The 24225-nt window shown below is 64.9% G+C and carries 20 protein-coding genes and 1 pseudogene; 6 read left to right on the forward strand and 15 right to left on the reverse strand.

The annotated features are described in order from the left end of the window. Window positions 1-36: 36 nt before the first annotated feature. The 4 genes from ASB57_RS08775 to ASB57_RS08790 all read right to left on the reverse strand — a co-directional run bounded on the left by ASB57_RS08775 (window position 37) and on the right by ASB57_RS08790 (window position 4822). The gene (locus ASB57_RS08775) at window positions 37-996 is read right to left on the reverse strand and encodes a hypothetical protein (protein WP_057651879.1); all 960 of its coding nucleotides are present in this window, start codon (window positions 994-996) and stop codon (window positions 37-39) included. 120 nt (window positions 997-1116) lie between these two features. Continuing rightward, window positions 1117-2043 carry a DUF2242 domain-containing protein gene (locus ASB57_RS08780; RefSeq protein WP_156414102.1) on the reverse strand — a complete coding sequence of 309 codons (927 nt, stop codon included), beginning with the start codon at window positions 2041-2043 and terminating at the stop codon, window positions 1117-1119. A gap of 143 nt (window positions 2044-2186) precedes the next feature. Beyond that, window positions 2187-3656 carry an AMP nucleosidase gene (locus ASB57_RS08785; protein ID WP_057651881.1) on the reverse strand — a complete coding sequence of 490 codons (1470 nt, stop codon included), beginning with the start codon at window positions 3654-3656 and terminating at the stop codon, window positions 2187-2189. A 44-nt stretch (window positions 3657-3700) separates the two neighbouring features. Further along, window positions 3701-4822: a branched-chain amino acid ABC transporter substrate-binding protein gene (locus ASB57_RS08790; protein WP_057651882.1), complete on the reverse strand. Its 1122-nt coding sequence runs from the start codon at window positions 4820-4822 to the stop codon at window positions 3701-3703. A gap of 512 nt (window positions 4823-5334) precedes the next feature. Here ASB57_RS08790 and ASB57_RS08795 point away from each other — a divergent pair. Beyond that, complete coding sequence (locus ASB57_RS08795) at window positions 5335-5928, forward strand: alpha/beta hydrolase (protein ID WP_057656029.1); 594 nt, start codon at window positions 5335-5337, stop codon at window positions 5926-5928. Window positions 5929-6142: 214 nt separating this feature from the next. Here ASB57_RS08795 and ASB57_RS08800 read toward each other — a convergent pair whose 3' ends face one another. The 4 genes from ASB57_RS08800 to ASB57_RS08815 all read right to left on the reverse strand — a co-directional run bounded on the left by ASB57_RS08800 (window position 6143) and on the right by ASB57_RS08815 (window position 10383). Continuing rightward, the gene (locus tag ASB57_RS08800) at window positions 6143-6643 is read right to left on the reverse strand and encodes a Dps family protein (RefSeq protein WP_057651883.1); all 501 of its coding nucleotides are present in this window, start codon (window positions 6641-6643) and stop codon (window positions 6143-6145) included. 87 nt (window positions 6644-6730) lie between these two features. Beyond that, window positions 6731-7681 (reverse strand): LysR substrate-binding domain-containing protein, encoded by a 951-nt coding sequence (locus tag ASB57_RS08805; RefSeq protein ID WP_057651884.1) that lies wholly within the window; start codon window positions 7679-7681, stop codon window positions 6731-6733. A 42-nt stretch (window positions 7682-7723) separates the two neighbouring features. Beyond that, complete coding sequence (recG, locus tag ASB57_RS08810) at window positions 7724-9937, reverse strand: ATP-dependent DNA helicase RecG (protein ID WP_082621472.1); 2214 nt, start codon at window positions 9935-9937, stop codon at window positions 7724-7726. Window positions 9938-9996: 59 nt separating this feature from the next. Further along, window positions 9997-10383 (reverse strand): Rid family detoxifying hydrolase, encoded by a 387-nt coding sequence (locus tag ASB57_RS08815; RefSeq protein WP_057651885.1) that lies wholly within the window; start codon window positions 10381-10383, stop codon window positions 9997-9999. A gap of 305 nt (window positions 10384-10688) precedes the next feature. Here ASB57_RS08815 and ASB57_RS08820 point away from each other — a divergent pair, with 305 nt between their 5' ends. After that, the gene (locus ASB57_RS08820; protein WP_057651886.1) at window positions 10689-11657 is read left to right on the forward strand and encodes a tripartite tricarboxylate transporter substrate binding protein; all 969 of its coding nucleotides are present in this window, start codon (window positions 10689-10691) and stop codon (window positions 11655-11657) included. A gap of 107 nt (window positions 11658-11764) precedes the next feature. Here the strand turns inward: ASB57_RS08820 and ASB57_RS08825 are convergent, their stop codons facing one another. Then, the gene (locus tag ASB57_RS08825; RefSeq protein ID WP_057651887.1) at window positions 11765-12541 is read right to left on the reverse strand and encodes a ferredoxin--NADP reductase; all 777 of its coding nucleotides are present in this window, start codon (window positions 12539-12541) and stop codon (window positions 11765-11767) included. A gap of 429 nt (window positions 12542-12970) precedes the next feature. Here ASB57_RS08825 and ASB57_RS08830 point away from each other — a divergent pair, with 429 nt between their 5' ends. The 3 genes and pseudogenes from ASB57_RS08830 (at window position 12971) to ASB57_RS08840 (ending at window position 16500) form a co-directional block, all read left to right on the forward strand. Then, the gene (locus ASB57_RS08830) at window positions 12971-14002 is read left to right on the forward strand and encodes a Fe(3+) ABC transporter substrate-binding protein (RefSeq protein WP_057651888.1); all 1032 of its coding nucleotides are present in this window, start codon (window positions 12971-12973) and stop codon (window positions 14000-14002) included. Between the two features lie 18 nt (window positions 14003-14020). Continuing rightward, a pseudogene (locus ASB57_RS08835) lies at window positions 14021-15613 on the forward strand (ABC transporter permease); the annotation flags it as partial. Window positions 15614-15711: 98 nt separating this feature from the next. Beyond that, window positions 15712-16500 (forward strand): ABC transporter ATP-binding protein, encoded by a 789-nt coding sequence (locus ASB57_RS08840; RefSeq protein ID WP_057651889.1) that lies wholly within the window; start codon window positions 15712-15714, stop codon window positions 16498-16500. Window positions 16501-16580: 80 nt separating this feature from the next. Here ASB57_RS08840 and ASB57_RS08845 read toward each other — a convergent pair whose 3' ends face one another. From ASB57_RS08845 to ASB57_RS08855, 3 genes are all read right to left on the reverse strand, one after another. Then, window positions 16581-17015, reverse strand: coding sequence for a DUF4174 domain-containing protein (locus ASB57_RS08845; protein ID WP_057651890.1), 435 nt, complete (start codon window positions 17013-17015; stop codon window positions 16581-16583). A 100-nt stretch (window positions 17016-17115) separates the two neighbouring features. Next, the gene (locus ASB57_RS08850; protein ID WP_057651891.1) at window positions 17116-18024 is read right to left on the reverse strand and encodes a pirin family protein; all 909 of its coding nucleotides are present in this window, start codon (window positions 18022-18024) and stop codon (window positions 17116-17118) included. A 140-nt stretch (window positions 18025-18164) separates the two neighbouring features. Beyond that, window positions 18165-18863 (reverse strand): pirin family protein, encoded by a 699-nt coding sequence (locus ASB57_RS08855; RefSeq protein WP_057651892.1) that lies wholly within the window; start codon window positions 18861-18863, stop codon window positions 18165-18167. Between the two features lie 168 nt (window positions 18864-19031). Here ASB57_RS08855 and ASB57_RS08860 point away from each other — a divergent pair, with 168 nt between their 5' ends. Next, window positions 19032-20003, forward strand: a complete 972-nt coding sequence (locus ASB57_RS08860; RefSeq protein ID WP_057651893.1) for a LysR family transcriptional regulator — start codon at window positions 19032-19034, stop codon at window positions 20001-20003. A gap of 49 nt (window positions 20004-20052) precedes the next feature. Here the strand turns inward: ASB57_RS08860 and ntrC are convergent, their stop codons facing one another. From ntrC to glnA, 3 genes are all read right to left on the reverse strand, one after another. Further along, complete coding sequence (gene ntrC, locus ASB57_RS08865) at window positions 20053-21516, reverse strand: nitrogen regulation protein NR(I) (protein WP_057651894.1); 1464 nt, start codon at window positions 21514-21516, stop codon at window positions 20053-20055. Further along, window positions 21513-22574, reverse strand: coding sequence for a nitrogen regulation protein NR(II) (gene glnL, locus ASB57_RS08870; RefSeq protein WP_057651895.1), 1062 nt, complete (start codon window positions 22572-22574; stop codon window positions 21513-21515). Before glnL ends, ntrC begins: the two co-directional genes overlap by 4 nt. 110 nt (window positions 22575-22684) lie before the next feature. Beyond that, window positions 22685-24097, reverse strand: a complete 1413-nt coding sequence (glnA, locus tag ASB57_RS08875; protein WP_057651896.1) for a type I glutamate--ammonia ligase — start codon at window positions 24095-24097, stop codon at window positions 22685-22687. Window positions 24098-24225 lie beyond the last annotated feature (128 nt).

Consider the following 24225-nt stretch of genomic DNA (forward strand, 5'->3'; position numbering starts at 1 on the left):
GATGTTACGTCGAGTTACATAACACATACAAAACTTTCAATCATTTCCCTCGCCGCGGGATTGGGCGAGCGCGACGGTCAGCTGCTGTACCTTCTTTTTCAGCTGGTCCCGCTCGTCCTTCAGATCGGCGATCTCGCCCATCAACTTGTGGATCTGCAACTGTTCAGGCGTGGCGTCGGCAGGTGGATCGGGCAGATCGGGACGCGGCGCCTTGGCCGGTGCCCGCGCTTCCCGCACCTGACGGGCAGCGGCGCGCAGCTCCTTCTTGCCGCCGGCGACGGCGGCAACCTGATCCGTGGCCGGCAGCGACGCTACCGCGGCAGCCGCGTTGATGGAGATCACGCCGGACTTGATGGCGTCGACCAGTTCCGGCGCGCCGGTCTTCTGGATTTTCTCGATGGCGGTCAGGGTTGCCGGGGTGACGCGGGCGACCCGGGCGATGGTCTGGCGATTCCAGGGCGGTTCGTCGTCGGCGGCAGCCTCCGTGCCGGCGGCCTGCGTGTAGTCAGCGCCCGCGTGGGCCTGGTCATCGGCGCCGGGGTGAGCGCCGTCGGTCGGCATGCTGGCCGGGGCGTCGTCGCCGTCATGGCCTTGCTGGCTGGCGGAACTGCCTAGGGTGGCGCTGTCATTGCCTTCGGACTCCGCCGCACGGCGGGCTTGGGCGCGGACCCGGCGCAGGGCCATGATTTCCTTCTTGCGCAGCGCCATAAGGCCGCGTTGGAAGTCCGACACGCTGCGTCGGCCCAGCTGGTTGTCGATCATCCACAGGTGGACGTCTTCCAGGCTTTGGAAGCGGTGGTTTTGGACGGTGCTGAAGGGAATGGCGTGTTTCTGGCAGATCGCGTAGCGATTATGGCCGTCCACCAAAACGTCGCCCCACAGGACCAGGGCATCGCGGCACCCTTCCGCCAATAGACTGCGTTCCAGCGCTGAGTACTCGTCCTCGGTGAGGGGGTCGATGTACGCGCGCAGTTCTTCGTTGATAGTGATAGACATGAAAAACGGCCGGCGAATTCTTTAAAGGGCGTAAGTGTACGATTCCTTTTGAGAGGGCTGGGGGATGACCACAGAGGTATTTTTTGGGGGGGAGCCCCCCCAAAAGCTCCCCCGCCGGAGTCAAGGCGTGCTGGTGGAGGGCGGATTGGCGCTGGACCCTGATGAGTCCGTCCCAGTGCCTGGCGTTGATTGGTCCTTGGCTGCCTGGTCCTTTGCTGCCTGATCCTTCGCCGCCTGATCCTTCGCCGCCTGATCCTTCGCCGCCTGATCCTTCGCTGCCTGATCCTTCGCTGCCTGATCCTTCGCTGCCTGATCCTTCGCTGCCTGATCCTTCGCCGCCTGATCCTTCGCGGCTTGATCCTTCGCGGCTTGATCCTTCGCGGCTTGATCCTTAGCCGCTTGATCCTTAGCCGCCTGATCCTTCGCCGCCTGAACCTTCGCTGCCGCGGCGGCGGCATCTTCGCCCGGCTTGGGCATGTACCGAGCCATCAGATCGAAGAAATTGCTATAGAAATCAGGCTTGTCTATCGTCTCGCTGGCGATCTTGGACAGCGAGTCGTCGGACGAGCCGAAGGGCATGGACACGGACCCGAGGACGCTAAGCCCGACCCCCGCCGACGTGCTGTTCTTCTTGATGATGTAGTGGTCCTGCACCGCGTTCACGAACGCCGTGCTGTGCTTCCCATCCGCCCCATCCGGCGCGCACACCACGTGCAAGGACAGCTGCGTATGCTTCTGATCCGGTTCCTGGAAATTCTTGATGGCTTCCACGCCATCTTCCTGAGCCTTCTGGATCGTATAGCCCTGACTCAGCAAGGCGCGTCGCGCGGCCTCGCAGGTGTCCTTGCCCGACACAGGGTAATCGCGCGTGTACGTTCCCTTGTCGCTGAACGTCTCCGCGTACTTCGGCTTGTCCGATGCGCATCCCGCCAGCACCACCACCGCGCAAGTCGAAACCAACGCCGTAACGCGCAAATAAGGGTTAGCCGTAGCCATAAACCATCGATCTCCTTTACCGCGGCCGCGCCCCTCCGTGTCGAGGGCCACCAGACCAGGCAAATAAAGACCTAATGGAACATGCTTTCGGACGCCAAGGTCTGCGAAAACGTCAAAAAATGTAGCTCGACAGTGCAGAAAAAAAAGCGGACCCCGCAAGGAGGTCCGCCGTTTTCCCCGCACGCAAGGGCAAACTACTGAAACGCCGTCTCGATGAAGCTGCGCAGTTTGCGCGAATGCAGCCTTTCCGGCGGCATCTCCCCCAGCAGTTCCAGGGCCCGCATGCCGATCTGCAGATGCTGCCCCACCTGGCGCCGGTAGAACTCCGTCGCCATGCCCGGCAGTTTCAACTCCCCGTGCAAGGGCTTGTCCGACACGCACAGCAAGGTTCCATACGGCACCCGAAACCGGAAGCCATTCGCCGCGATGGTCGCCGATTCCATGTCCAGCGCGATCGCCCGTGACTGCGCGAAGCGTTGGACGGGCTCCATATGATCCCGCAGTTCCCAATTCCGATTGTCGATGGTCGCCACCGTGCCCGTCCGCATGATGCGCTTCAATTCCCACCCGGACAGCCCCGCCACCTGCTCGACGGCCTGCTCCAGCGCCACCTGTACTTCGGCCAGCGGCGGCACCGGCACCCACGTCGGCAGATCGGCGTCCAGCACGTGATCCTCGCGCACATAGCCGTGCGCCAGCACATAATCGCCAAGCCGCTGCGACGTCCGCAGTCCCGCGCAATGACCCAGCATCAGCCACGCATGCGGACGCAGCACGGCAATATGGTCCGTGATGGTTTTCGCATTGGACGGCCCCACGCCGATATTCACCAGGGTGATGCCGGAATTACCCGGCCGCTTCAGGTGGTAGGCCGGCATTTGCGGCAAGCGCACGGGCGTGGCGCCCGTGTCTTCGGCTTCCACCTGACCACGTGCCGTCACCCGGTTGCCGGGCTCCACCAGGGCCTCGTAGCCACCGGTGCCATCCGCCAACAGCGCGCGCGCCCGGGCGCAGAATTCGTCCACGTAAAACTGGTAATTCGTGAACAACACGAAATTCTGGAAATCCGCGGGCTTGCTGGCCGTGTAGTGCTGCAGTCGATGCAGCGAATAATCGATGCGCGGCGCGGTAAACGGCCCTAGCGGACGAGGCTCGTTGTCGCGCCCATGCCAGGTGCCGTTGACGATGGCGTCGTCGGTGATCGCCAGGTCGGGCACATCGAAAATGTCCCGCAACGGCCGCTTCAGTGCCTCCAGCTTGCTGCCATCCACATAAGCGCCTTCGGGAAACGCGAAATGCAGGGGAATCGGCACATTCGATTCGCCGATTTCCACCGGCACCCGATGGTTCTGCAGCAGCTGGCCGATCTGCTCCAGCAGATAGCGCTTGAACAGCGCGGGCTGCGTCACGGTGGTCTGGTAGATACCCGGCTCCGCCACATGGCCGTAAGACAGCCGCGTATCGATGGCATCGTAGGTATGCACCGAGATGCGTATCGACGGGTAGCAGGCGCGCACCCGCCCCTGCGATACTTCCCCGCGCGTCACGCTTTCCAGCGCCTCGCGCAGGAAAGCGGTATTGCGGTCGTAGATGGCGATAAGGCGTTCGACAGCGGACTCGGCGCTGTCGAACGGTTCATAAGGCATGTAATCAGGTCTGACCATGAGGCGCCGCCACGGCTGTAGTGAATGCGAGCATTATGCCGCGCTTATTTCTGCGCCGTCTTGCTGCCGTCTTTATGCCAGGCATAGATGTCGAAGGCAAAATCGGTCAGGTCGCCCTGCTTGTTCCACTCCACTTTACCGATCGGCGTATCGAAGCTGTGCGCGTGCATATAGGCCGCCACTTTGGTGGGATCGGTGGAATTGGCGCCCTTGATGCCGTCGACGATGACCCGCACGGCGGCATAGGCCGGCAGCTGGAAGGCGCCAGTGCTGTCGCGCTTCTTGTCGGCGAAGGCCTTGACCACGGCGGCATTGGCGGGATTGTGGGCGAAGTCCGCCGGCAGGGTCAGCAGCATGCCTTCCACCGAATCGCCCGCGATGGCGTTGATGTCCGGATTGCCCACGCCTTCGGGTCCCATGAAGCGCGTCTTCAGCCCCTGCTCGGCGGCCTGGCGCAGCAACAAGCCCATTTCCGGGTGATAGCCGCCGAAATACACGAAGTCCACGCCGGCGGATTTGAGCTTGGTGATGACCGCGGAATAGTCGCTGTCGCCGGCATTGATCCCTTCGAACAGGACCACTGGAATGCCGGCTTGGTCCAGCCCGGTCTTGACCGCGGTGGCGATACCCTGGCCGTAGGACTGCTTGTCGTGCAGGACCGCCACTTTGGACGGCTTCAGTTTGTCGATGATGTAGCGCGCCGCGGCGGGTCCTTGCTGGTCGTCGCGGCCGATCGTGCGGAAGATGAAGGTGTAGTTCTTGCGGTCGGTCAGGGCCGGGGCCGTGGCTGACGGCGTGACCATCACCACGCCTTCGTCGTTGTAGATCGACGCGGCGGCGATGGAGGCGCCTGAACAGACCGGACCGACCACGAAATGGATTTTCTCGTTGACCACCCGATTGGCCGCGACGGGTCCCTGCTTGGGTTCGCAGCCGTCGTCGACGTTGACGATTTCCAGTTGCTTGCCCAGCACGCCGCCGCCCGCGTTGATCTGTTCCACGGCGGTCGTGACGCCTTCACGCACCATATCGCCGTACTGGGTGACCGGGCCCGTCGTGGGGCCGACCACGGCAATACGCAGCGTCTCCTGGGCCGTCGCGGCGCCGCTGATAGCCAGGCCCGTCATGACACCCAGGGCCGGAGCGAGTTTTCGCCAAGGTTGCATTATTTGTCTCCTTGCTTTTAATGACTTGATCCCGCGCGGGCTCGTGACCCGCGCGCCTGCCCGCGGTTGGCGGACAGGAAAACGAGGATACCTGAACGAAAAGTCCGCACGCAGGCCGCGCTTTGAACTTCCCCGAATTTGACGGGGAAGTTGTAACCCACCGTAAAGCACCGTGGTACAGCCTCCGGCTGGCATGGAAAGAGACCTGTGCATGGCACAAGTCTCACCGATGCGCGGCACGCCGGCGCGCGCCTGCGAGGCGCGCCTTCGGCTACTAAGCAAAGAGGCCTGTGCATGGCACAGGCCTCGTCAATCCGGGGCACAGCGGAGCCGGCTTTGCCGGTCCGCCAGTGCCGCCCCTTGAGGGGGGCGCGCACAGCGCGCCGGGGTGGTCCCTCCCTCCGCGCGTAGCGCGGTACGGGGGGCCTCATTCGGCCTTATTCCTTAAGGGGCATAAACAATCGACGATATATTCTTTTGCGTTGGATAGCCGCGCGCGCATCATCCTTTCCATGCGATTCCAACCGATCATCGTTCCCGGATGGAAAAATTCCGGCCCTGGCCACTGGCAAACGCTGTGGGAGCAAAACCTGCCGCACGCCGTCCGCGTGCCGCAGCAAGACTGGGAACATCCTGAACCTCATGCCTGGATCTCGACCTTGGCCGCGACCATCGAGGCCGCGCGTTGGCCGGCGTTGCTGATCGCGCACAGCCTGGGCTGCATCGCGGTGGCCGCCCTGCCCGTGCCTTTGCGCGCCAAGGTTGCCGGGGCGCTGCTGGTGGCGCCCGCGGATATCGAGCGCCACGGTGCGGATCCAGGGTTGGCGCGGTTCGCGCCGATATCCCGCCGCCCGCTGGGATTCCAGAGCGTGGTGGTGGCCAGCGACAACGATCCCTGCTGCCAGCTGACCCGGGCGCGCGAGTTCGCCGAAGATTGGGGAAGCCGGCTGGTGGTCATTGAAGGCGCCGGCCATCTCAATGCCGAAAGCGGCCTGGACGTGTGGCCGCAGGGTTTGAAACTGTACGGCGCCCTACGCCGCCGGGCCGTCTGGCGAATAGTCCCTCCCGCGCGCCGCATCGCCCCTGTCGCCGGCTACGCCTCATAAGGCGAATCGCTGCCGCCGCGAGCTACACCTCACAAAAAAAGACCTGTGCAATGCACAGGTCTCATCTATCGCAGGCACAGCGGAGCCGGCTTTGCCGGTCCGCCAGTGCCGCCCCTTGAGGGGCGCGCGCACAGCGCGCTGGGGTGGACTTTCCTTCCGGTCCGCCAGTGCCGCCCCCTGGGGGGCCATGCGAAGCATGGTACGGGGGGGCCTTCTACTCCAACAAGCTGCGCAGCATCCACGCGTTCTTTTCATGGATATCCAGCCGCTGCGTCAGCAGATCAGCACTCGGCTGGTCATTCGCGCCATCGGCTTTCTCGAAAGCCGCGCGAGCGGTCTTGGCGACCGACTCGTTGCCCTTCACCAGCAGGCGCACCATTTCCATGGCATCGGGCACCGACGTCGGCTCGGCGATCGACGACAGCTTGGCGTATTCGCGATACGTACCCGGCGCATGGTGACCCAATGCACGAATCCGCTCCGCCACGCTGTCCAGCGCATTCCACTCTTCCGTGTATTGCGTCATGAACATCGTATGCAGCGTATTGAACAGCGGCCCCGTGACGTTCCAATGGAAGTTGTGCGTCATCAGGTACAGCGTGTACGAGTCAGCCAGCAGCTTGGACAGTTCGGCGGCAATGGCCGCACGATCCTTGTCGGAAATGCCGATATTGATGCGCGGTGCGCCAACAGTGTTCTTGGAAACCTTAGCCATGGATAAGCCTCGTTGATTTGATTGAATTGCTGAGCAAGGATACCACCGGCCCGTGACGAGCCTTTTCACGCGAACGCCGCGTTGCCCTTAATCCTGATGGGATGCCACTTCGTCTTCCAGCATCCGCACGCCCGGCAACTGCGTCGCATAAATGGCCTGCGCCAAAGCCTCGATGGCCGCCAGCCGCGGAAAGCTGCGCCGCCACGCCAGCACCACGCGCCGGTCCGGCGTCGGCGGCTCCAGCGGTACATAGGTCAACAGGCTGTCGGCCGGCGGATGTTCCGGCACGGCCGTCACCGGCAGCACCGTAATGCCGATGCCCGCGGCGACCATATGGCGGATGGTCTCCAGCGACGACCCCTCGAAGGTCCGCTGTATCCCGTCGCTGGCCGCGGAAAAACGCGACAGCTCCGGACAGACTTCCAGCACCTGGTCGCGGAAACAGTGCCCGCTACCCAACAGCAGCATGGTCTGCTGCTTCAGGTCCTCGGCCAATATGCTCTTACGCTTGGCCCAGGGATGGTCGCGCGGCACCGCCACCAGGAAAGGCTCGTCGTACAGCGGCTGCACCACCAACCCGGCTTCGGGCAAAGGCAAGGCCATGATGGCGCAATCGATCTCGCCCTGGCGCAACAGTTCCACCAGACGGACCGTGAAATTCTCCTGCAGCAGCAAGGGCATCTGCGGCGTGCGGGTGATCTGCACCGGCACCAGGCGCGGCAGCAGATAAGGCCCGATGGTATGGATCACGCCCACCCGCAGCGGCCCCGCCAGCGGATCATGCCCGTGGCGGGCGATCTCCTTGATGCCGGCGCTTTCCTCAAGCACCTTCTGCGCCTGCGCGACGATGCGCTGGCCGATCGCCGTCACGCCCACTTCGGCGCCGCCACGCTCGAAGATGGTCACGCCCAGCTCGTCCTCCAGCTTGCGGATCGCCACCGACAACGTCGGCTGGCTGACGAAACACGCCTCGGCCGCTCGGCCGAAATGGCGCTCGCGCGCGACGGCGACGATGTATTTGAGTTCTGTGAGCGTCATGTTTTCGGTTCCAGTAAAGCGGCCCGGACGGCGGCCGTGGACTCAGGTTCGTAAGAAATCTTCGCGGCCACGCATCCAGCGCGCCAGATGCGCCTCGGCGGCCGCTGGATACTCGCTGCGCAGCAAAGCCGCGGCTTCGCGCGCCTGTTCCGCGATGCGGGCATCGACTTCGATATCGGCAAAGCGCAGCAGCGCCGTGCCGGACTGCCGTGTACCCAGGAATTCGCCCGGCCCACGCTGCGCCAGATCGCGCCGCGCGATCTCGAAACCATCGGCGGTCTCGAACATCGCTCGCAGACGCTCCCGCGCGATGGCGGACAGCGGCGTCGCATAAAGCAGCACGCACACCGATTCCGCCGTGCCCCGCCCTACCCGTCCGCGCAATTGATGCAGCTGGGCCAGGCCGAAGCGTTCGGCATGCTCGATCACCATCAAGGAGGCATTGGGCACGTCGACCCCCACTTCGATCACCGTGGTGGCGACCAGCACGTCGACCTCGCCCGTGCGGAACGCGCGCATGACCTCGGCCTTGTCGGCCTGCGCCAGGCGGCCATGCACCAGGCCCACCCGCAGATCCGGCAACTCCGCGCACAAGGCCGCATGCGTATCGACCGCGGTCTGCAATTCCAGCGCCTCGCTTTCCTCGACCAGCGGACAGACCCAATAGACTTGCCGGCCCTGACGCGCGGCCAGTGCGATATGCGCGATGACCTCTTCACGGCGGGCATCGCTGACCAGCTTGGTCACCACGGGGGTGCGGCCAGGCGGCAGCTCGTCGATGACGGACACGTCCAGGTCCGCGAAAAACGTCATGGCCAAGGTACGTGGAATGGGCGTGGCGCTCATATTGAGCTGATGCGGGACCAGCCGCTCGCCAGGCGCTTCGCCCTTGCGCGCCAGCGCCAGCCGCTGGCCGACGCCGAAGCGATGCTGCTCGTCCACGATGGACAGACCCAGCCGCGCGAATTCGACATGGTCCTGGATCAGCGCCTGGGTGCCCACCACCAGATCGACGGTGCCGGCGGCCACGGCCGCCGTAACCTCGCGGCGCGCCTTGGCGCCCACGCTGCCGCTCAGCCACTCGATGCGTACACCGAGCGGATGCAGCCAGTCGACCAGCTTGCGGAAATGCTGTTCCGCCAGAATTTCGGTCGGCGCCATCAGGCCTACCTGCGCGCCGGCTTCGATGGCCTGCGCCGCCGCGATGGCCGCCACCACGGTCTTGCCGCTGCCGACGTCGCCTTGCAGCAGGCGATGCATGGGATAGCCCAGGCCAAGGTCGGCACGGATTTCCGCCACCACGCGCTCCTGCGCCCCCGTCAGCTTGAACGGCAGCACGCTGTACAGCCGCGCAACCAGGCCCTTTTTGGCAGCGGTGGCCGGCAGCGGCATGGCCCGGTTGGCGCGCCGCGCGGCGCGGGCCGCCGCCAGCGACAATTGCTGCGCCAGCAACTCATCGAACTTGACCCGCAGCCAGGCGGGATGCGCCCGTTCGATCAAGGCATCTTCACTGACGCCAGGCGGCGGCGCATGCAGCAGCCGGATGGACGCGTCGATCGCTTCCAGTTCGTAGCGTTCACGCACCCCGTCCGGCAAGGTATCGGTCAAGTCGATCTGCGCCAGCGCCTGCGTGATGGCCTTGCGCAGCACCGGCTGCTGCAGGCCTTCCGTGGTCGGATAGACCGGCGTCAGGGACTGGGCCAAGGGGGCGTCGGCCACCGCCATGCGCGGATGCACCATCTCGCGCCCGAAGAAGCCGCCCCGCACCTCGCCCCGCGCCCGCAGGCGCTTGCCCACGGTCAGCTGCTTCTGCTGGCTGGGATAAAAATTCAGCCAGCGCAGCTGCAGTTCCCCGGACTCATCGGCGATGGCGGCGGTCAACTGGCGCCGCGGTCGATACGTGACTTCGCAACGGGTGATCTCGCCTTCGACCTGCGCCGGATAACCCGGGCGCAAGGCCGCGATGGGCGTGACGCGCGTTTCGTCCTCGTAGCGCAAGGGCAGATGCAGCGCCAGGTCCATGGGCGTGGTCAGGCCCAGCGTCCGCAGACGCCGTTCAAGATCCGAGCGCGGGGCCCCGTCCGCCTTCCTGGCGTCGGCTTTCCTGGCGTCGGTTTTATCCTTCGCGCCCGCGGACTTGCCACGGCGCGCGGCAGGTTTGCCGGCGGCCGGGGAAGTCGAATTCTCGTCGGCGACGGTGGCGGATTCGCCCTCGGCCGAAGAAGTGGATTTGCGGGAGGCCGCTGAAACTGGCATGTCGGAGGAAGCTTCCGCGGGCCTGGCAAGCGCCCGCTGCAGGATATCGATCGGGACCTTTAGATGACCAGGATCGCTTCGACCTCGAACTGGGCGCCCTTGGGCAGGCTGGCCACGCCCACCGTGGAACGGGCCGGGAACGGCTGCGGAATGATCTCGGCCATGATGGCATTGGCGGCGGCGAACTTGCCCAGGTCCGTCAGGAACAGAGTCAGCTTGACGATGTTTTCCAAGGTGCCGCCCGCTTCCTTGATCACGGCCTGCATGTTTTCGAAGGCCTGGCGCACCTGGGCTTCGAAGTTCTCGGACACCATTTCACCGGTATCCGGCTCCAGGCCGATCTGGCCCGAGAGGTACACGGTCTTGCCGCCATTCACGGCCACCGCCTGCGAATAAGGACCCACGGCTGCGGGCGCGGCGGCGGTATGGATGATTTGCTTGGTCATGGTGGATCCTCGAAAAAGGTTGGCGGATTTAACTCTTAGTCTATCGAAGTTTAATCATCAATAGTTGCATCCGAAAGACCCGGGGGCTGAAAGGCGCCTCTACTAGCCCCTCGGATGGCTCCACGGATGCCACACCCCGCGGCTGGGCTAGCTAGTGGTAACCGATGAGCGAAAAAGGTTTGCCACCGTGCTTGAAATGACACATCGGCTTTTTCTATGAATTCATCCTTTTTTTCGATTTCACGGATGGTCGGCGGCTACCTATAGTGATCGCACATACATAAATAATCACAATGGAGACAACCATGCGATTCCCCTCTTTGCGGGTGTTGGCCTTGCTTGTGGCTGGCGCCGCCGTGGCGCCCCAGGCGCAAGCCGCCGACTTCCCCAATCACCAGATCACCTTCGTGGTGCCGTTCGCGCCGGGCAGTGCCACCGACCAGATCGGCCGGGCCATCGCCAAGGGCGTCACCGACGAGACCGGCCAGGCCGTCATCATTGAGAACAAGCCGGGCGCCAGTGCGATGATCGGCGCCCAGGCGGTCGCGCGGGCCGCGCCCGACGGCTATACCGTGCTGATCACCACCAACACCACGCATGCCGCCAACGAGCATCTGTACAAGCAGCTGCAATACGATCCCGTGAAGGACTACGCGCCGCTGACCCTGCTGGGCAAAGGCGCGCAGATCATGGTGTTGCGGCCCGACGCGCCCTATAAGGACGTGCAGGGATTCCTGGCCGCCGCGCGCAAGAACCCGGGCACGCTCAGCTTCGGCAGCGGCAGTTCCAGCAGCCGCATAGCGGGAGAACTGCTGCAGCAGATGGCGGATGTGAAGCTGCTGCACGTGCCTTATAAGAGCAATCCGCTGGCGGTGACCGACCTGCTGGGCGGCCAGATCACCATGATGATCACCGACACCGCCACGGGCCTGCCCCAGGTACAAGCCGGCAAGCTGCGCGCCTTGGGCGTGACGACCCAGCAACGCTCGCCGCTGGCGCCCGACGTGCCGACCATCGCCGAGTCCGGCGTCCCCGGCTACGAAATGGGTTATTGGTTCGCCGCCTATGCCCCCGCGAACACCCCGCCCGCGGTGGTCCAGAAGCTGCATGATCTCTTGGTGAAAGCCACCAAGGGCCAGGCGGCCGAACAGTTCTACAAGTTGACCGGCACCGTCGCGGAGACGTCCACGCCCACCGAACTGGCCGCCTTCCAGAAGAGCGAGTCGAAGAAATGGGCGGAAATCATCAAACAGGCCGGGATCCAGCCGGAGTAAGCGTCAAAACAAAAGAGCATCCGCAAGCGGATGCTCTTTTTTTGTGCTGACTCGCTAAGCCAAACCAGGCCAGGCGCGGGCCTGGCGCCGACCTGCTTCCCGTCAGCTTATTTCTCGACGAACGCCCGTTCGACGACGTAGTCGCCCGGCTGGCCCACGCCCGGGGAGACGACGAAGCCGCGCTTGTCCAGCATGGCGCTGATGTCGGCCAGCATGTGCGGGCTGCCGCAAAGCATGGCACGGTCGTCCTGTGGATTCATGGGCGGCAGGCCGATGTCCTCGAACAGCTTGCCGCTTTCGACCAGCTCCGTGATGCGGCCCTGGTTGCGGAAGGGTTCGCGGGTAACGGTGGGGTAATAGATCAGCTTGCCGTTGACCATGTCGCCGAAGAACTCATTGGCGGGCAGTTCATTCTGGATGTAGTCGGCATACGCCAGCTCGCTGACCCAGCGCACGCCGTGCACCAGGATGACTTTCTCGAAACGTTCGTAGACGTCCGGATCCTTGATGATGCTCATGAAAGGCGCCAGACCGGTACCCGTGCCGAACAAATACAGGTTCTTGGCGGGCTTCAAGTCGTCCACGACCAGGGTGCCAACCGGCTTGCGGCTGACCAGGATCGTGTCGCCTTCCTTCAAATGCTGCAGGCGCGACGTCAGCGGACCGTCCTGCACCTTGATGCTGAGGAATTCCAGGTTCTCTTCGTAGTTCGCGCTGGCGATGCTGTACGCGCGCAGCAGCGGCTTGCCTTCCACTTCCAGGCCGATCATGACGAAATGGCCGTTATGGAAACGCAGCGCCGCGTCGCGGGTGGTCTTGAAGGAGAAAAGGGTGTCGTTCCAGTGGTGCACGCTCAAGACGCGCTCGGTGTTGAAGGCTGCCATATCGAATAGGGAGATGCGCGGATAGGAAAATGCGTCGCGGCAACTCCTTGGAGCCGTCGCCGCCGGCTGGCGCGGAAAAGACGCGACCAGCCATTAAAGGAATCACCGATTTTAACGCTTTTTGATGATAAACGTTCTCATTGGCCCCATTCCCTTAGATGGAATCGGAATGTACTTATGCGGAAAACCGCCAAATGACGCGCTGCACCAGGGACAGCGATCAATTTTCGGAAATATCTCAGCCGACAAAAAACCACACCTTACAGTTAGTTGAACGAAATCTGACTTCCTGCTATCTTGCGGCCTGCGCTTTTATGAGAATCGTTTTCGTTACCGCGCAGTCGTTACCGCGCTTTTGTCACCGGAGCGCCGGTGACGCGGTTCTCAGCCCCTGCCGCCCCCGCGCGGCACGATCGTCAGGAGATCTCGATGTCCCGCTCCCTCCCCCGCCTTGCGCCGCTGTTCGCCACGCTCGCGCTGGCCGCCGCCGCCCTGCCCGCCAACGCCGCCGATGAAGTCACGCTCTATACGACGCGCGAACCCAAGTTGATCCAGCCCCTGCTGGACGCCTACACCAAGCAAAGCGGTGTCAAGGTCAACACGGTGTTCGTCAAGGACGGGCTGCTGGAACGCGTCAAGACCGAGGGCGAGAAATCTCCCGCCGACGTATTGATGACGGTGGACATCGGCAACCTGATGGACCTGGTGGATGGCGGCGTGACGCAGCCCGCCCCGTCAGCCGAACTCGAATCCGTGGTGCCGATCAACCTGCGTGGCGCGGGCGGTGCCTGGTATGCCCTGTCCCTGCGCGACCGCGTGCTCTACGCCGACAAGAACCTGGCGTTGTCCAGCTTCCACTATGAAGACCTGGCCGATCCGAAATGGAAGGGCAAGGTGTGCATCCGCGCCGGCCAGCACCCCTACAACACGGGCCTGGTCGCGGCCATGATCGCCCACGACGGCGCGGCCGCCACGGAAAAATGGCTGCGCGGCGTCAAGGCCAACCTGGCCCGCAAGGCCACCGGCGGCGACCGCGACGTGGCGCGCGACATCCTGGGCGGCATCTGCGATATCGGCATCGCCAATGCCTATTACGCGGGCCATATGAAGAATGCCGAAGCTGGCAGCGACGGCCGCAAGTGGGGCGACGCCATCAAGGTGATCCGTCCCACCTTCATCCAGGGCAACGGCACGCACGTCAACATCAGCGGCGCCGCCGTGGCACGCCACGCGCCGCACAAGGAAGGCGCGGTCAAGCTGCTGGAGTATCTGGTGTCGGCGCCGGCCCAGGCCCTCTACGCCCAGGCCAACTATGAATATCCGGTGCGCGCCGGCGTGCAACTGGACCCCGTGGTCGCCTCCTTCGGGCCGCTCAACGTGGACAAGCTGCCGGTGGCCGATATCGCCCGCTATCGCAAGCAAGCCAGCGAGCTGGTCGACAAGGTCGGCTTCGACCAATAATCTTTGCATCTGCCTGTCATGCCCTGGTCTTGGGCAGCGGTGCTGATCGCACTGCTGGTATGCGCGCCGCTCGCGGCGCTGGCCGGATGGGCCCTGAGCGGCGACACCGCGCATTGGGCTCATCTCGGCCGCCACGTCCTGCCGCAAGCGACGCTGAATACCGGCGCGCTGCTGGCTGGCGTCGGCGCGCTTACCACCTTGATCGGCGTGGCCAGCGCCTGGCTGGTCAGCGCCTATGAGTTTCGCGGGCGGCGTTTGCTGTCCTGGGCGCTGCTGCTGCCGCTGGCGGTGCCGACGTATATCCTGGCCTACGCCTATCTGGACCTGCTGCATCCGATCGGCCCGGTGCAGACGGCCCTGCGCGCGCTGCTCGGCTTCGACAATCCGCGCCAGTTCCGCCTGCCCGATCTGCGGTCGCTGCCTGGCGCGATTTTCGTGCTCAGCTTCGCGCTGTACCCCTATGTCTATCTGAGCACGCGTGCGCTGTTCATGACGCAGGCCGCCAACGTCCTGGAGGCCGCTCGCACCCTGGGCTGCGGGCCATGGGGCGCCTTCTGGCGCGTGGCCCTGCCGATGGCACGGCCGGCGCTGGCCGTGGGCATCAGCCTGGTGTTGATGGAAACGCTCAACGATATCGGCGCGTCGGAATTCCTTGGCGTGCAGACCTTGACCGTGTCGGTCTACACGACGTGGGTCACGCGCTCCGACCTGGCCGGCGCGGCGCAAATCGCTCTGGCCATGCTGGCCTGCGTGCTGGCCTTGATTCTGCTGGAACGACGCGGTCGGCGGCGCCAGCGCTACGCCGCCACGCAGCGGCCGCGTCCCATACAGGCGCTGCGCCTGCGCGGCGCCCGCGCCTGGAGCGCCTGCGCGCTGGGCGCCCTGCCCGTGCTGCTGGGTTTCGTCGCGCCGGTCTTGTATCTGTTGTGGGAAACGCAGAAACGCCTGCATCTGGTCGACGGCGTGTCCAGCCAGCTGGCCGCCGCGGCCCGCAATACGCTGACCGTGGCGGCCGCCGCCACGCTCGTGACCCTGGTGTGCGGGCTGGTGGTGGCCTGGGCCGCGCGCCGGGTGCGCGATAGTGCGCGCGCCGGACTGCTGGCCTGGAGCCCGCGCGCCGCCAGCCTGGGCTACGCCATCCCCGGCACGGTGCTCGCGATCGGCCTGCTGACGCCGCTGGCATTGTTTGACGACGTGCTGGGCTGGCTGGGCCTGGGCAGCGGACAGATCCTGATGGGTTCCATGAGCGCGCTGGTCATCGCCTACGCCATCCGCTTCCTGGCCATCGCCGCCGGCAGCATCGAGGCGGGCCTGGCCCGCATCCCGCCCTCCCTGGAACAGGCCGCCCGCCTGCTGGGAGAAAGCGCGGGCGGCACGCTGCGGCGCGTGCATCTGCCCTTGCTGCGCCCGGCCTTGGCCACGGCTGCCTTGCTGGTCTTCGTCGACGCCATGAAAGAGCTGCCCGCCACCTTGCTGTTGCGCCCCATGAATTTCGACACCTTGGCGACGTGGCTGTATGCGGAGGCCGCCCGCGGTACGTATGAAGAAGGCGCCGTGGCCGCCCTGGGCATCGTCCTGGCCGGCCTGTTGCCCGTCATCCTGCTGGCGCGGGCGCAGGCGGCGCCGATGGCGCGCGCCAAGGCGCCGCCTCCGCCCACACCGTTTACGTCGCATTCATCGTCGCCATCGACCTGACGACCTGACCCATCATGACTGCCCTGCTTGAACTCGATCAACTGCAACTCGCCTACGACACGGCGACGGGACCGCGCGTGGTCGTCGACGCGCTCAGCCTGACGCTGGAGCGCGGGCATTTGGGCAGTCTGCTGGGCCCGTCCGGTTGCGGCAAGACTTCCGTGTTGCGCGCCATCGCGGGGTTCGAGCCTGTGCGACGCGGCCATATCCGCCTGGATGGAACGCTGCTGTCCAGCGCCGATAGCAGCGTGGCCCCGCAAAGCCGCCGCGTCGGCATGATGTTCCAGGACTATGCCCTGTTCCCGCATCTGGATGTCGCCGGCAATGTCGCCTTCGGCCTGCGCCGACAGTCCAAGCCGCAACAGCGCGAACGGGTGCGCGAGATGCTCGCGCTGGTCGGTCTGGAAGCGCTGGCCGGCAGCTATCCGCATGAACTGTCCGGGGGCCAGCAGCAGCGCGTGGCCCTGGCGCGCGCCCTGGCGCCCGCGCCTGAATTGTTGCTGCTGGACGAACCGTTTTCCAATCTGGACGCCGACTCGCGCGAGCGACTGGCCTTCGAGCTGCGCGACCTGTTGAAGGAAACCGGCCTGACCGCCTTGCTGGTCACCCATGACCAGGCCGAAGCCTTCGCCATCGCGGACCGCATCGGCATCATGCGCGACGGCCGCTTGGCGCAATGGGACACCCCCTACAACCTGCACGAACACCCGGCCGATGCCGGCGTGGCCGACTTCATCCGGCGCGAGGCCTTGGCGGAACGCCGCGCCGCGGCGCACGCGCGCGGCCGCCAGTCAGCGGCTTGAGACCGGTCGTCGGGTGCCTGCGTGAACTTCGTTCCCGCGCAGCATCACCTGTTGGAGGGCGGCTTCACGCGTCCGGCGCCTCACCGCTGCCCAGCTTTCCTCATCGGCATGGCGTCGATCGCGCCGGCCAGGGTGGCGGCGGGGATGGGTTGGGCCGATCGCAGCGCGACGTGGCCGTCCTTGCCGATCAAGAGCGCCTGGAAGCCGCTAGCCGGCAGCTCGTAGCGCTTGCGCAGTCCGGCGGCGGAATCCGTCGTGCCCTCGACCGCGGAGCCGGCCACTTGCACAAGGATGACGTCCCTGTCGGCCGCTTCCGCTTTCCACTCGTCCAGGATTCGGCGCTGGGCAGCGATGTTGGGATCGGCGGCGTCGGACGACGACACCAGCACCACGCGCTGGTGCCAACGCATCGCATCCATCGACGCCGGTCCCGCCGCAAGCCCGGCGGCCGGCACGACTGCCAGTGCCGCTGCCAGCCCCGCCGCCAGTCCAGACCTTGATATCGAATAGCCCATGTCGACTCCCCTGCATTGCACCGTCCGAGTCAGGCCCCCTGCCCGGAACAGAACCGTAGAAGCCGATCCGGCAGCACGCGCTGTGCCGGCGCACGCCCGCTCAGAGGCGCTTCAATTCCGGCGCCGGAATATATTCCGTTTCATCGCCGGGCACGGTCTGGGCGAAGCGGTCGCGCGTCCACTCGTCGCGCGCCTGGGCGATGCGGTCGGCGCTGCTGGACACGAAATTCCACCAGACATGGCGCGGGCCATCCAAAGGCTCGCCGCCCAGCAGGGCAACGCGCGTCTCGCCCTGCGCCCGCAGCTCCACGGGACAGCCCGGCTTGAACACGATAAGCCGGCCGGCTTCATGGACCTGGCCATCGATCTCCACGGCCCCGCTGGTCACATAGGCCGCACGTTCCTCGTACTCGGCCGGCAACTGCACGCGCGCCCCCGCGTCCATCCGCACATCACCGAAGAACAGCGGTGACAACGTCCGCACCGACGAGGTCTGCCCGAACAGCGACCCCGCAATGATCTGCGCCCGCACGCCTTCGCCTTCCGCCTCGGCCTGCTGCTCGCGGCCATAGTGGACAAAGCCGGGATCGGTTTCCTCTTGCGCCTTCGGCAAGGCCACCCAGGCTTGCAAGCCGGCGAGCGCTTGCGGCTGCGCGCGGCTCTCCACCGACGAACGCTCCGAGTGGACGATGCCGCGACCAGCGGTCATCCAGTTCACCTCGCCCGGCAGTATGGTCTGCACATGGCCCACGCCGTCACGATGCACGATGGCGCCTTCGTACAGATACGTCACGGTGGACAAGCCGATATGCGGATGCGGCCGCACATCGATGCCATGGCCCGCCGCCAACATTGCCGGCCCCATCTGGTCAAGGAACACAAAAGGGCCGACAGTACGCTTCTGCAGCGACGGCAACGCACGCCGGACTTCAAAGCCACCCAGGTCGCTGGTGCGCGGCACCACGATGGTTTCAATGGCGGACAAAGGATCGTGGGACAGGGTGGACATGGCGAATTCCAGTAAGAGAAGGTCGAATAAGGATCAAGCGGCAGCGAACCGCAGTCCGCGAGGACGGCGTATCCTCAGCGCAGCCACTGGGGCGTCAGCCCAAGGAAGGGGGCGAATGGGGTTGCCCCCATTCCCCTCGATTACGGCAGATCGAACACCAGCACTTCAGCGCCCTCGCCCTGGCTGATTTCAAGACGGCTTTCGTCTTGCACCGCCAGCGCGTCGCCCGCCTTCAGCGCCTGGTCGTTGATCACCACGCTGCCACGCGCCACATGGATCCAGGCGCGCCGCCCCGAACCCAGGGTCAGCTCGGCCTTTTCGGTTTCCTCGAACAGACCGACATACAGCTTCGCGTCCTGGTGGATGCGCACCGAACCCTCGGCACCGTCAGGCGACGCCACCAGGCGCAGGCGGCCACGCTTGTCGGCTTCCTCGAAACGCTTTTCCTCGTATTCCGGCACGATACCCGTGACATCAGGTTCGATCCAGATCTGCAGCAGATGTGTGCCCTGGTCGGCTTGCGGATTGAACTCCGAGTGCAACACGCCGCGGCCGGCGCTCATCCTTTGCACGTCCCCCGGACGGATGGTCGAACCGTTGCCCATGCTGTCCTTGTGGGCCACGGCGCCTTCCAGCACATAGGTCAGGATTTCCATGTCGCGGTGGCCGTGCGTGCCGAAGCCGCGGCCGGCGCCGATATGGTCATCATTGATCACGCGCAGCGGACCGAAGCCCATATGGTTGCGATCGTAGTAGTCGGCAAAAGAAAAGGTGTGATGGCTCTTGAGCCAGCCATGGTCGGCGTAACCGCGTTCTTCACTGCGACGGATGGTAAGCATGTCGATGACTCCTGTTCTGTTGAACCGTTGAACTCGTTTTGTTGTTGAACTGCTATGAAACGTATTCTGGGCTTCAGCGGAGGGCTTGCGGCTGCGTGGTTTTGACGACATCATTCAATAAATTTGAATGACTTTTAACGACAGCTGCCGCCACCACGTCCCCACCCCATGGCCCGCCCCCTTCCAGACTCCGTTTCCGCCGACACGCCCACCGGCCCGCCCATCACCCCCGAACTGCTGGTCATGCTGGACGCCATCGCCCGCACGGGCAGCTTCGCCCGCGCGGCGCGCGAGCTGGACAAGGTGCCGTCGGCCATCACCTATGCCGTGCGGCGCCTGGAGGACAAGCTGGATGTGCTGCTGTTCGACCGCAGCGGCCACCGCGCGGTCCTGACGCCGGCCGGCACTGCTCTGCTGGAGGACGGCCGGGTGGTGTTGCAATCGCTGGAAGACCTGGCGCGGCGGGTCCGCCGCATCGCCACCGGCTGGGAGCTGGAGCTGCGCATCGCCGTGGGCGCCATCGTCGCGTGGCACCCCATCTATGACCTCATCGAGGAATTCCAGGCCCTGGGCAGCGACACCAAGCTGCGCTTCTCCAGCGAGGTGCTGAGCGGTTCCTGGGATGCGTTGACGTCAGGCCGGGCCGACCTGGTGATAGGCGCCGATGCGTCCACGGCGCCGCCGGGCCGCTATGAGTCGCGGCCCCTGGGCGAGGCGCGCTTCGCCTTCTGCGTGGCGCCCCACCATCCGCTGGCGCAGGTGGAACACCCCCTCACGCCAGCGGACATCACCGCCCACTGCGCCGTGGTGGTGGCCGATACCGCGCGCGCCCTGCCCCCAGCCACCCGCAACCTGCTGGACCAGCAGCAACGGATCGTCATGCCGACCATGCAGGGCAAGATCGATGCGCAGATTCGTGGACTGGGTTGCGGCTACGTTCCGCGCGCGCTGGCCGGCGTGTACCTGGCGCAGGGCCTGCTGGTGGAGAAAGTCACGCAGGAACAGAAGTTCGGCAGCGAACGCCTGCTATACGCCTGGCGCGCGCCTGTGCAGGGACAGGCCCTGAAGTGGTGGCTGAAGAAGCTGGAGTCCGAGCGGCTGTGCATGACCCTGACGGAGGGCCTGCCGGCCGCGGCTTAGGGGTGACCGAGGGGTCACCGAGCGGCTGCATGGCAGCCGCTCCGGCACATCACTCGTCCTCGATACCCAGATCGCGCAGCTTGCGCGTGATGGTATTGCGCCCGATGCCAAGGCGCGAAGCGGCCTCGACACGGCGTCCGCGGCTGGCATCCAGCGCGGTTTGCAGCAGGATGCGTTCGAATTGGCGCGTCAAGGTGGCCATGATGGCCGGCTCGCCCCGGTCCAGGCGGCTTTGCGCATCGCGCAGCAGGGAATCCTGCCAGCTCTGCGGCGCGGCCTCGGCCGTGGCACCGGATGCCGACGCGGCCAGACGCGTGGTGCCCTCGCCCGCGCCATGCTGCTCTACCGCGCGGATTTCGGGCGGCAGGTCCTGCCGGTCTATGGTCTGGCCGGGCGCCATGACGGTCAGCCAGTGGCAGAAATTCTCCAGCTGACGGACATTGCCCGGGAAGTCGAAACGCGTCAGCACGGCCAGCGCATCGGGCGTAAGCCGCTTGGCCGGCACGCCCAGCGCGCGCGCGCTGACCGTCAAAAAGTGCTGCGCCAGATTGGGAATGTCCTCGACCCGTTCGCGCAAGGGCGGCAGGCGCAGACGGATCACGTTCAGGCGATGGAACAAGTCCTCGCGGAACAGGCCCTGCTCCACACGCTGTTCCAGCGGTTGGTGCGTGGCGGCGACGATGCGCACGTCCACTCGCACCGGCTGCGCGCCGCCGACCCGATAAAAGCTGCCTTCGGCCAGCACCCGCAGCAGGCGCGTCTGCAATTCGATCGGCATGTCGCCGATTTCGTCGAGGAACAAGGTGCCGCCGTTGGCTTCCTCGAAGCGCCCGCGACGCAGGTTGTTGGCGCCCGTGAAAGCCCCCCGCTCGTGGCCGAACAGTTCGGCCTCCAGCAGGTCACGCGGAATGGCCGCGGCGTTCAGCGCCACGAAGGGTCCATTGGCGCGGATGCCATGCCCATGCAGGGCACGCGCCACCAACTCCTTGCCGGTGCCCGACTCGCCGGTGATCAGCACCGTCACCTTGGACTGAGCCAGGCGGCCAATGGCGCGGAAGACTTCCTGCATGGACGTGGACGCGGACTGCGTCATCATCCAGCGTTCGGCGCCCGGCTCGCTGGGCGCCGCGGTCTGGGCCAGGTCCGCGTCGGCGTTTTCCTGCACCGCGCGCTGGATCAGCGCGACAGCTTCATTGACGTCGAAAGGCTTGGCCAGGTAGTCGAAAGCCCCACCCTGGAAAGCCGATACCGTGCTGTCCAGATCGGCGAAAGCGGTCATCACGATGACCGGCAGCGCCGGATGGCTGTCCTTGATCTTGCGCAGCAGATCCAGGCCGTTGCCGCCCGGCATGCGGATGTCCGACACCAGCGTGGCAGGTGTTTCGGTTTCCAGAGCGGCCAGCACATCGGCCGCCTGCGAAAAACTGCGGGTGGTCACGCCAGCCCGCGCCAGCGCTTTTTCAAGCACCCAGCGGATGGCCTGGTCGTCGTCTACGATCCAAACAGGTTTCATGCGGGTTCCATCGGCAATACCAGGCGGAATTCCGTGTGCCTGGGACGTGATTCGAATTCGATAATGCCACCGTGCTGCTGCACGAAGTCCTGCGCCAGGCTCAGGCCCAGGCCGGTGCCGCCGGGACGCGCGGTGACGAGCGGATGGAAAATACGGTCACGGATCTGTTCCGGTACGCCGGGACCGTTGTCGATAATGGACAGCACCAGGGCCATGCGGTGCTGCCGGTGCGCCAGCATGACGCGCCGCGCCACGCGCGTGCGCAGAATGATCTGCGGCGGTGGCACATCTTCACCCGGCGCCTGGATGGCCAGCTCCTGGGCGGCATTGCGCGCCACGTTGAGCACCGCCTGCATCAGGCGGGCCGCGTCACCCGGCACATCCGGCATGGACGCGTCGTAGTCACGCACGATGCTCACGCCTTCACGGAACTCGGCCTGGATCAGGGCGCTGACGCGCTCGCAGACCTCGTGGATATTGACCGGCTTGGCGTTCAGCGGCACGCGTTGCGGCCCGATCAGCCGATCGACCAGCGCCTGCAGGCGGTCGGCCTCGGAAATGATGACCTGCGTGTATTCGACCAGCGACGGATCGGGCAATTCCGCTTCCAGCAGCTGGGCCGCGCCGCGCAGTCCACCCAGGGGATTCTTCACCTCATGGGCCAGATTGCGCAGTAATTCTCTGTGAGTTTCGATTTCGTCGATCAGACGATGATTGCGATCGGCCAGCACGCGCTGTTCTATCTCGCGTACTTCGATCAACACGGGCCAGGGCTGCCCGGTCAACGACACCGTGGAAACCACCACGGTGACCGATTCACCGCCACGGCGCAGCGAAGACAGCTGGCGCGCGTCGGAGAAGATACCTTTGATGCCTTGGTCGATGGACGACTGCAGCTGTTCGCGGTCGTCGAATAGGAGTGCTGCCGGTTGGCCCGTCATCTGCCTGCGCGAGCGGCTGAACAGATCTTCCGCGGCGGTGTTGGCATATACGACGTGGCCTTGCGCATCCACCAGCAGGACGGCAGTGGCGAGAAGTTCGAAGGCGTCTACGTTCATCGTTTCTTGCGCCCGTCAGGGCGCGGGCGGGCGTACCGTTAAACGGTACACCGCCCTTGCCTAGCAGCAGGCTGCCCTCCGGGACAACAGGGAAATTACAGGCTGAAAAATTACAGGCTGTAGTACATGTCGAACTCGACCGGGTGCGTCGTCACGCGCAGACGTTGCACTTCCTGTTCCTTCAAGGCCAGGTAGGCGTCGAGCATTTCGTTGCTGAACACACCGCCACGGGTCAGGAACTCGCGATCCTTGTCCAGGGCTTCCAACGCTTGATCCAGCGACGAGCAGACGGTCGGGATCTTCGCATCTTCTTCCGGCGGCAGGTCGTACAGGTTCTTGTCGGCCGGATCGCCGGGGTGAATCTTGTTCTGGACGCCGTCCAGGCCGGCCATCATCAGCGCCGAGAAAGCCAGGTACGGGTTGGCCAGGGGATCCGGGAAGCGGGTCTCGATACGGCGGCCCTTCGGGTTGCCCACGTAAGGGATACGGATCGAGGCCGAACGGTTGCGAGCCGAGTAAGCCAGCTTGACCGGGGCTTCGTAGTGCGGAACCAGACGCTTGTACGAGTTGGTGCCGGGGTTGGTGATGGCGTTCAGCGCGCGAGCGTGCTTGATGATGCCGCCGATGTAGTACAGCGCGAATTCCGACAGGCCGGCGTAGCCGTTGCCCGCGAACAGGTTCTGGCCGTCCTTCCAGATCGACTGGTGCACGTGCATGCCGGAACCGTTGTCGCCGACGACGGGCTTGGGCATGAAGGTGGCGGTCTTGCCATAGGCATGGGCCACGTTGTGGATCACGTACTTCATGATCTGGTTCCAGTCGGCGCGCTGCACCAGCGTGCTGAACTTGGTACCGATTTCCAGCTGGCCGGGAGCGGCCACTTCATGGTGGTGCACTTCGACGGGAACGCCCAGTTGCTCCAGCAACAGGCACATTTCCGAACGCATGTCCTGGAACGAATCGACCGGGGGCACGGGGAAGTAGCCGCCCTTGACCAGCGGACGGTGACCCATGTTGCCGCCTTCGAATTCCAGGCCGGTCGACCACGGAGCTTCTTCGGACTTGATCTTCACGAAGGTGCCCGACATGTCGGTGTTCCAGGTCACGCCGTCGAACACGAAGAATTCGGGTTCCGGACCGAAGTAGGCGGTGTCGCCCAGGCCGGAGGACTTCAGATACGCTTCAGCGCGCTTGGCCAGCGAGCGGGGGTCACGGTCGTAGCCCTTCATGTCGGACGGTTCGACGACGTCGCAGGTCAGCACCAGCGTGGTCTCTTCCATGAACGGATCGACGCGAGCCGACGTAGCGTCGGGGATCAGCAGCATGTCCGACGCTTCAATGCCCTTCCAGCCCGGGATCGAGGAGCCGTCGAAAGCATGACCGCTTTCAAACTTGTCTTCGTCAACCACATGAGCCGGCACCGACACGTGGTGCTCACGGCCCATGGTGTCGGTGAACCGGAAGTCCACGAACTTGACTTCCAGGTCTTGAATCTGTTTCAGGACTTCTTTCTCGCTTGCCATGTCATCTCCGTTTGATAAAGGGTCGAGTGCTGCAACTCGACTGGCACAGGGGTAAAAGCAATATCTGTGCCAAGTTGCCAAGTAGGTAGCCCCTGGCTATCCCGTAGGCCTTCTTCTGAACTATGCAC

Source organism: Bordetella sp. N (genome assembly GCF_001433395.1).
Taxonomy (GTDB): Bacteria; Pseudomonadota; Gammaproteobacteria; order Burkholderiales; family Burkholderiaceae_B; genus Bordetella_C.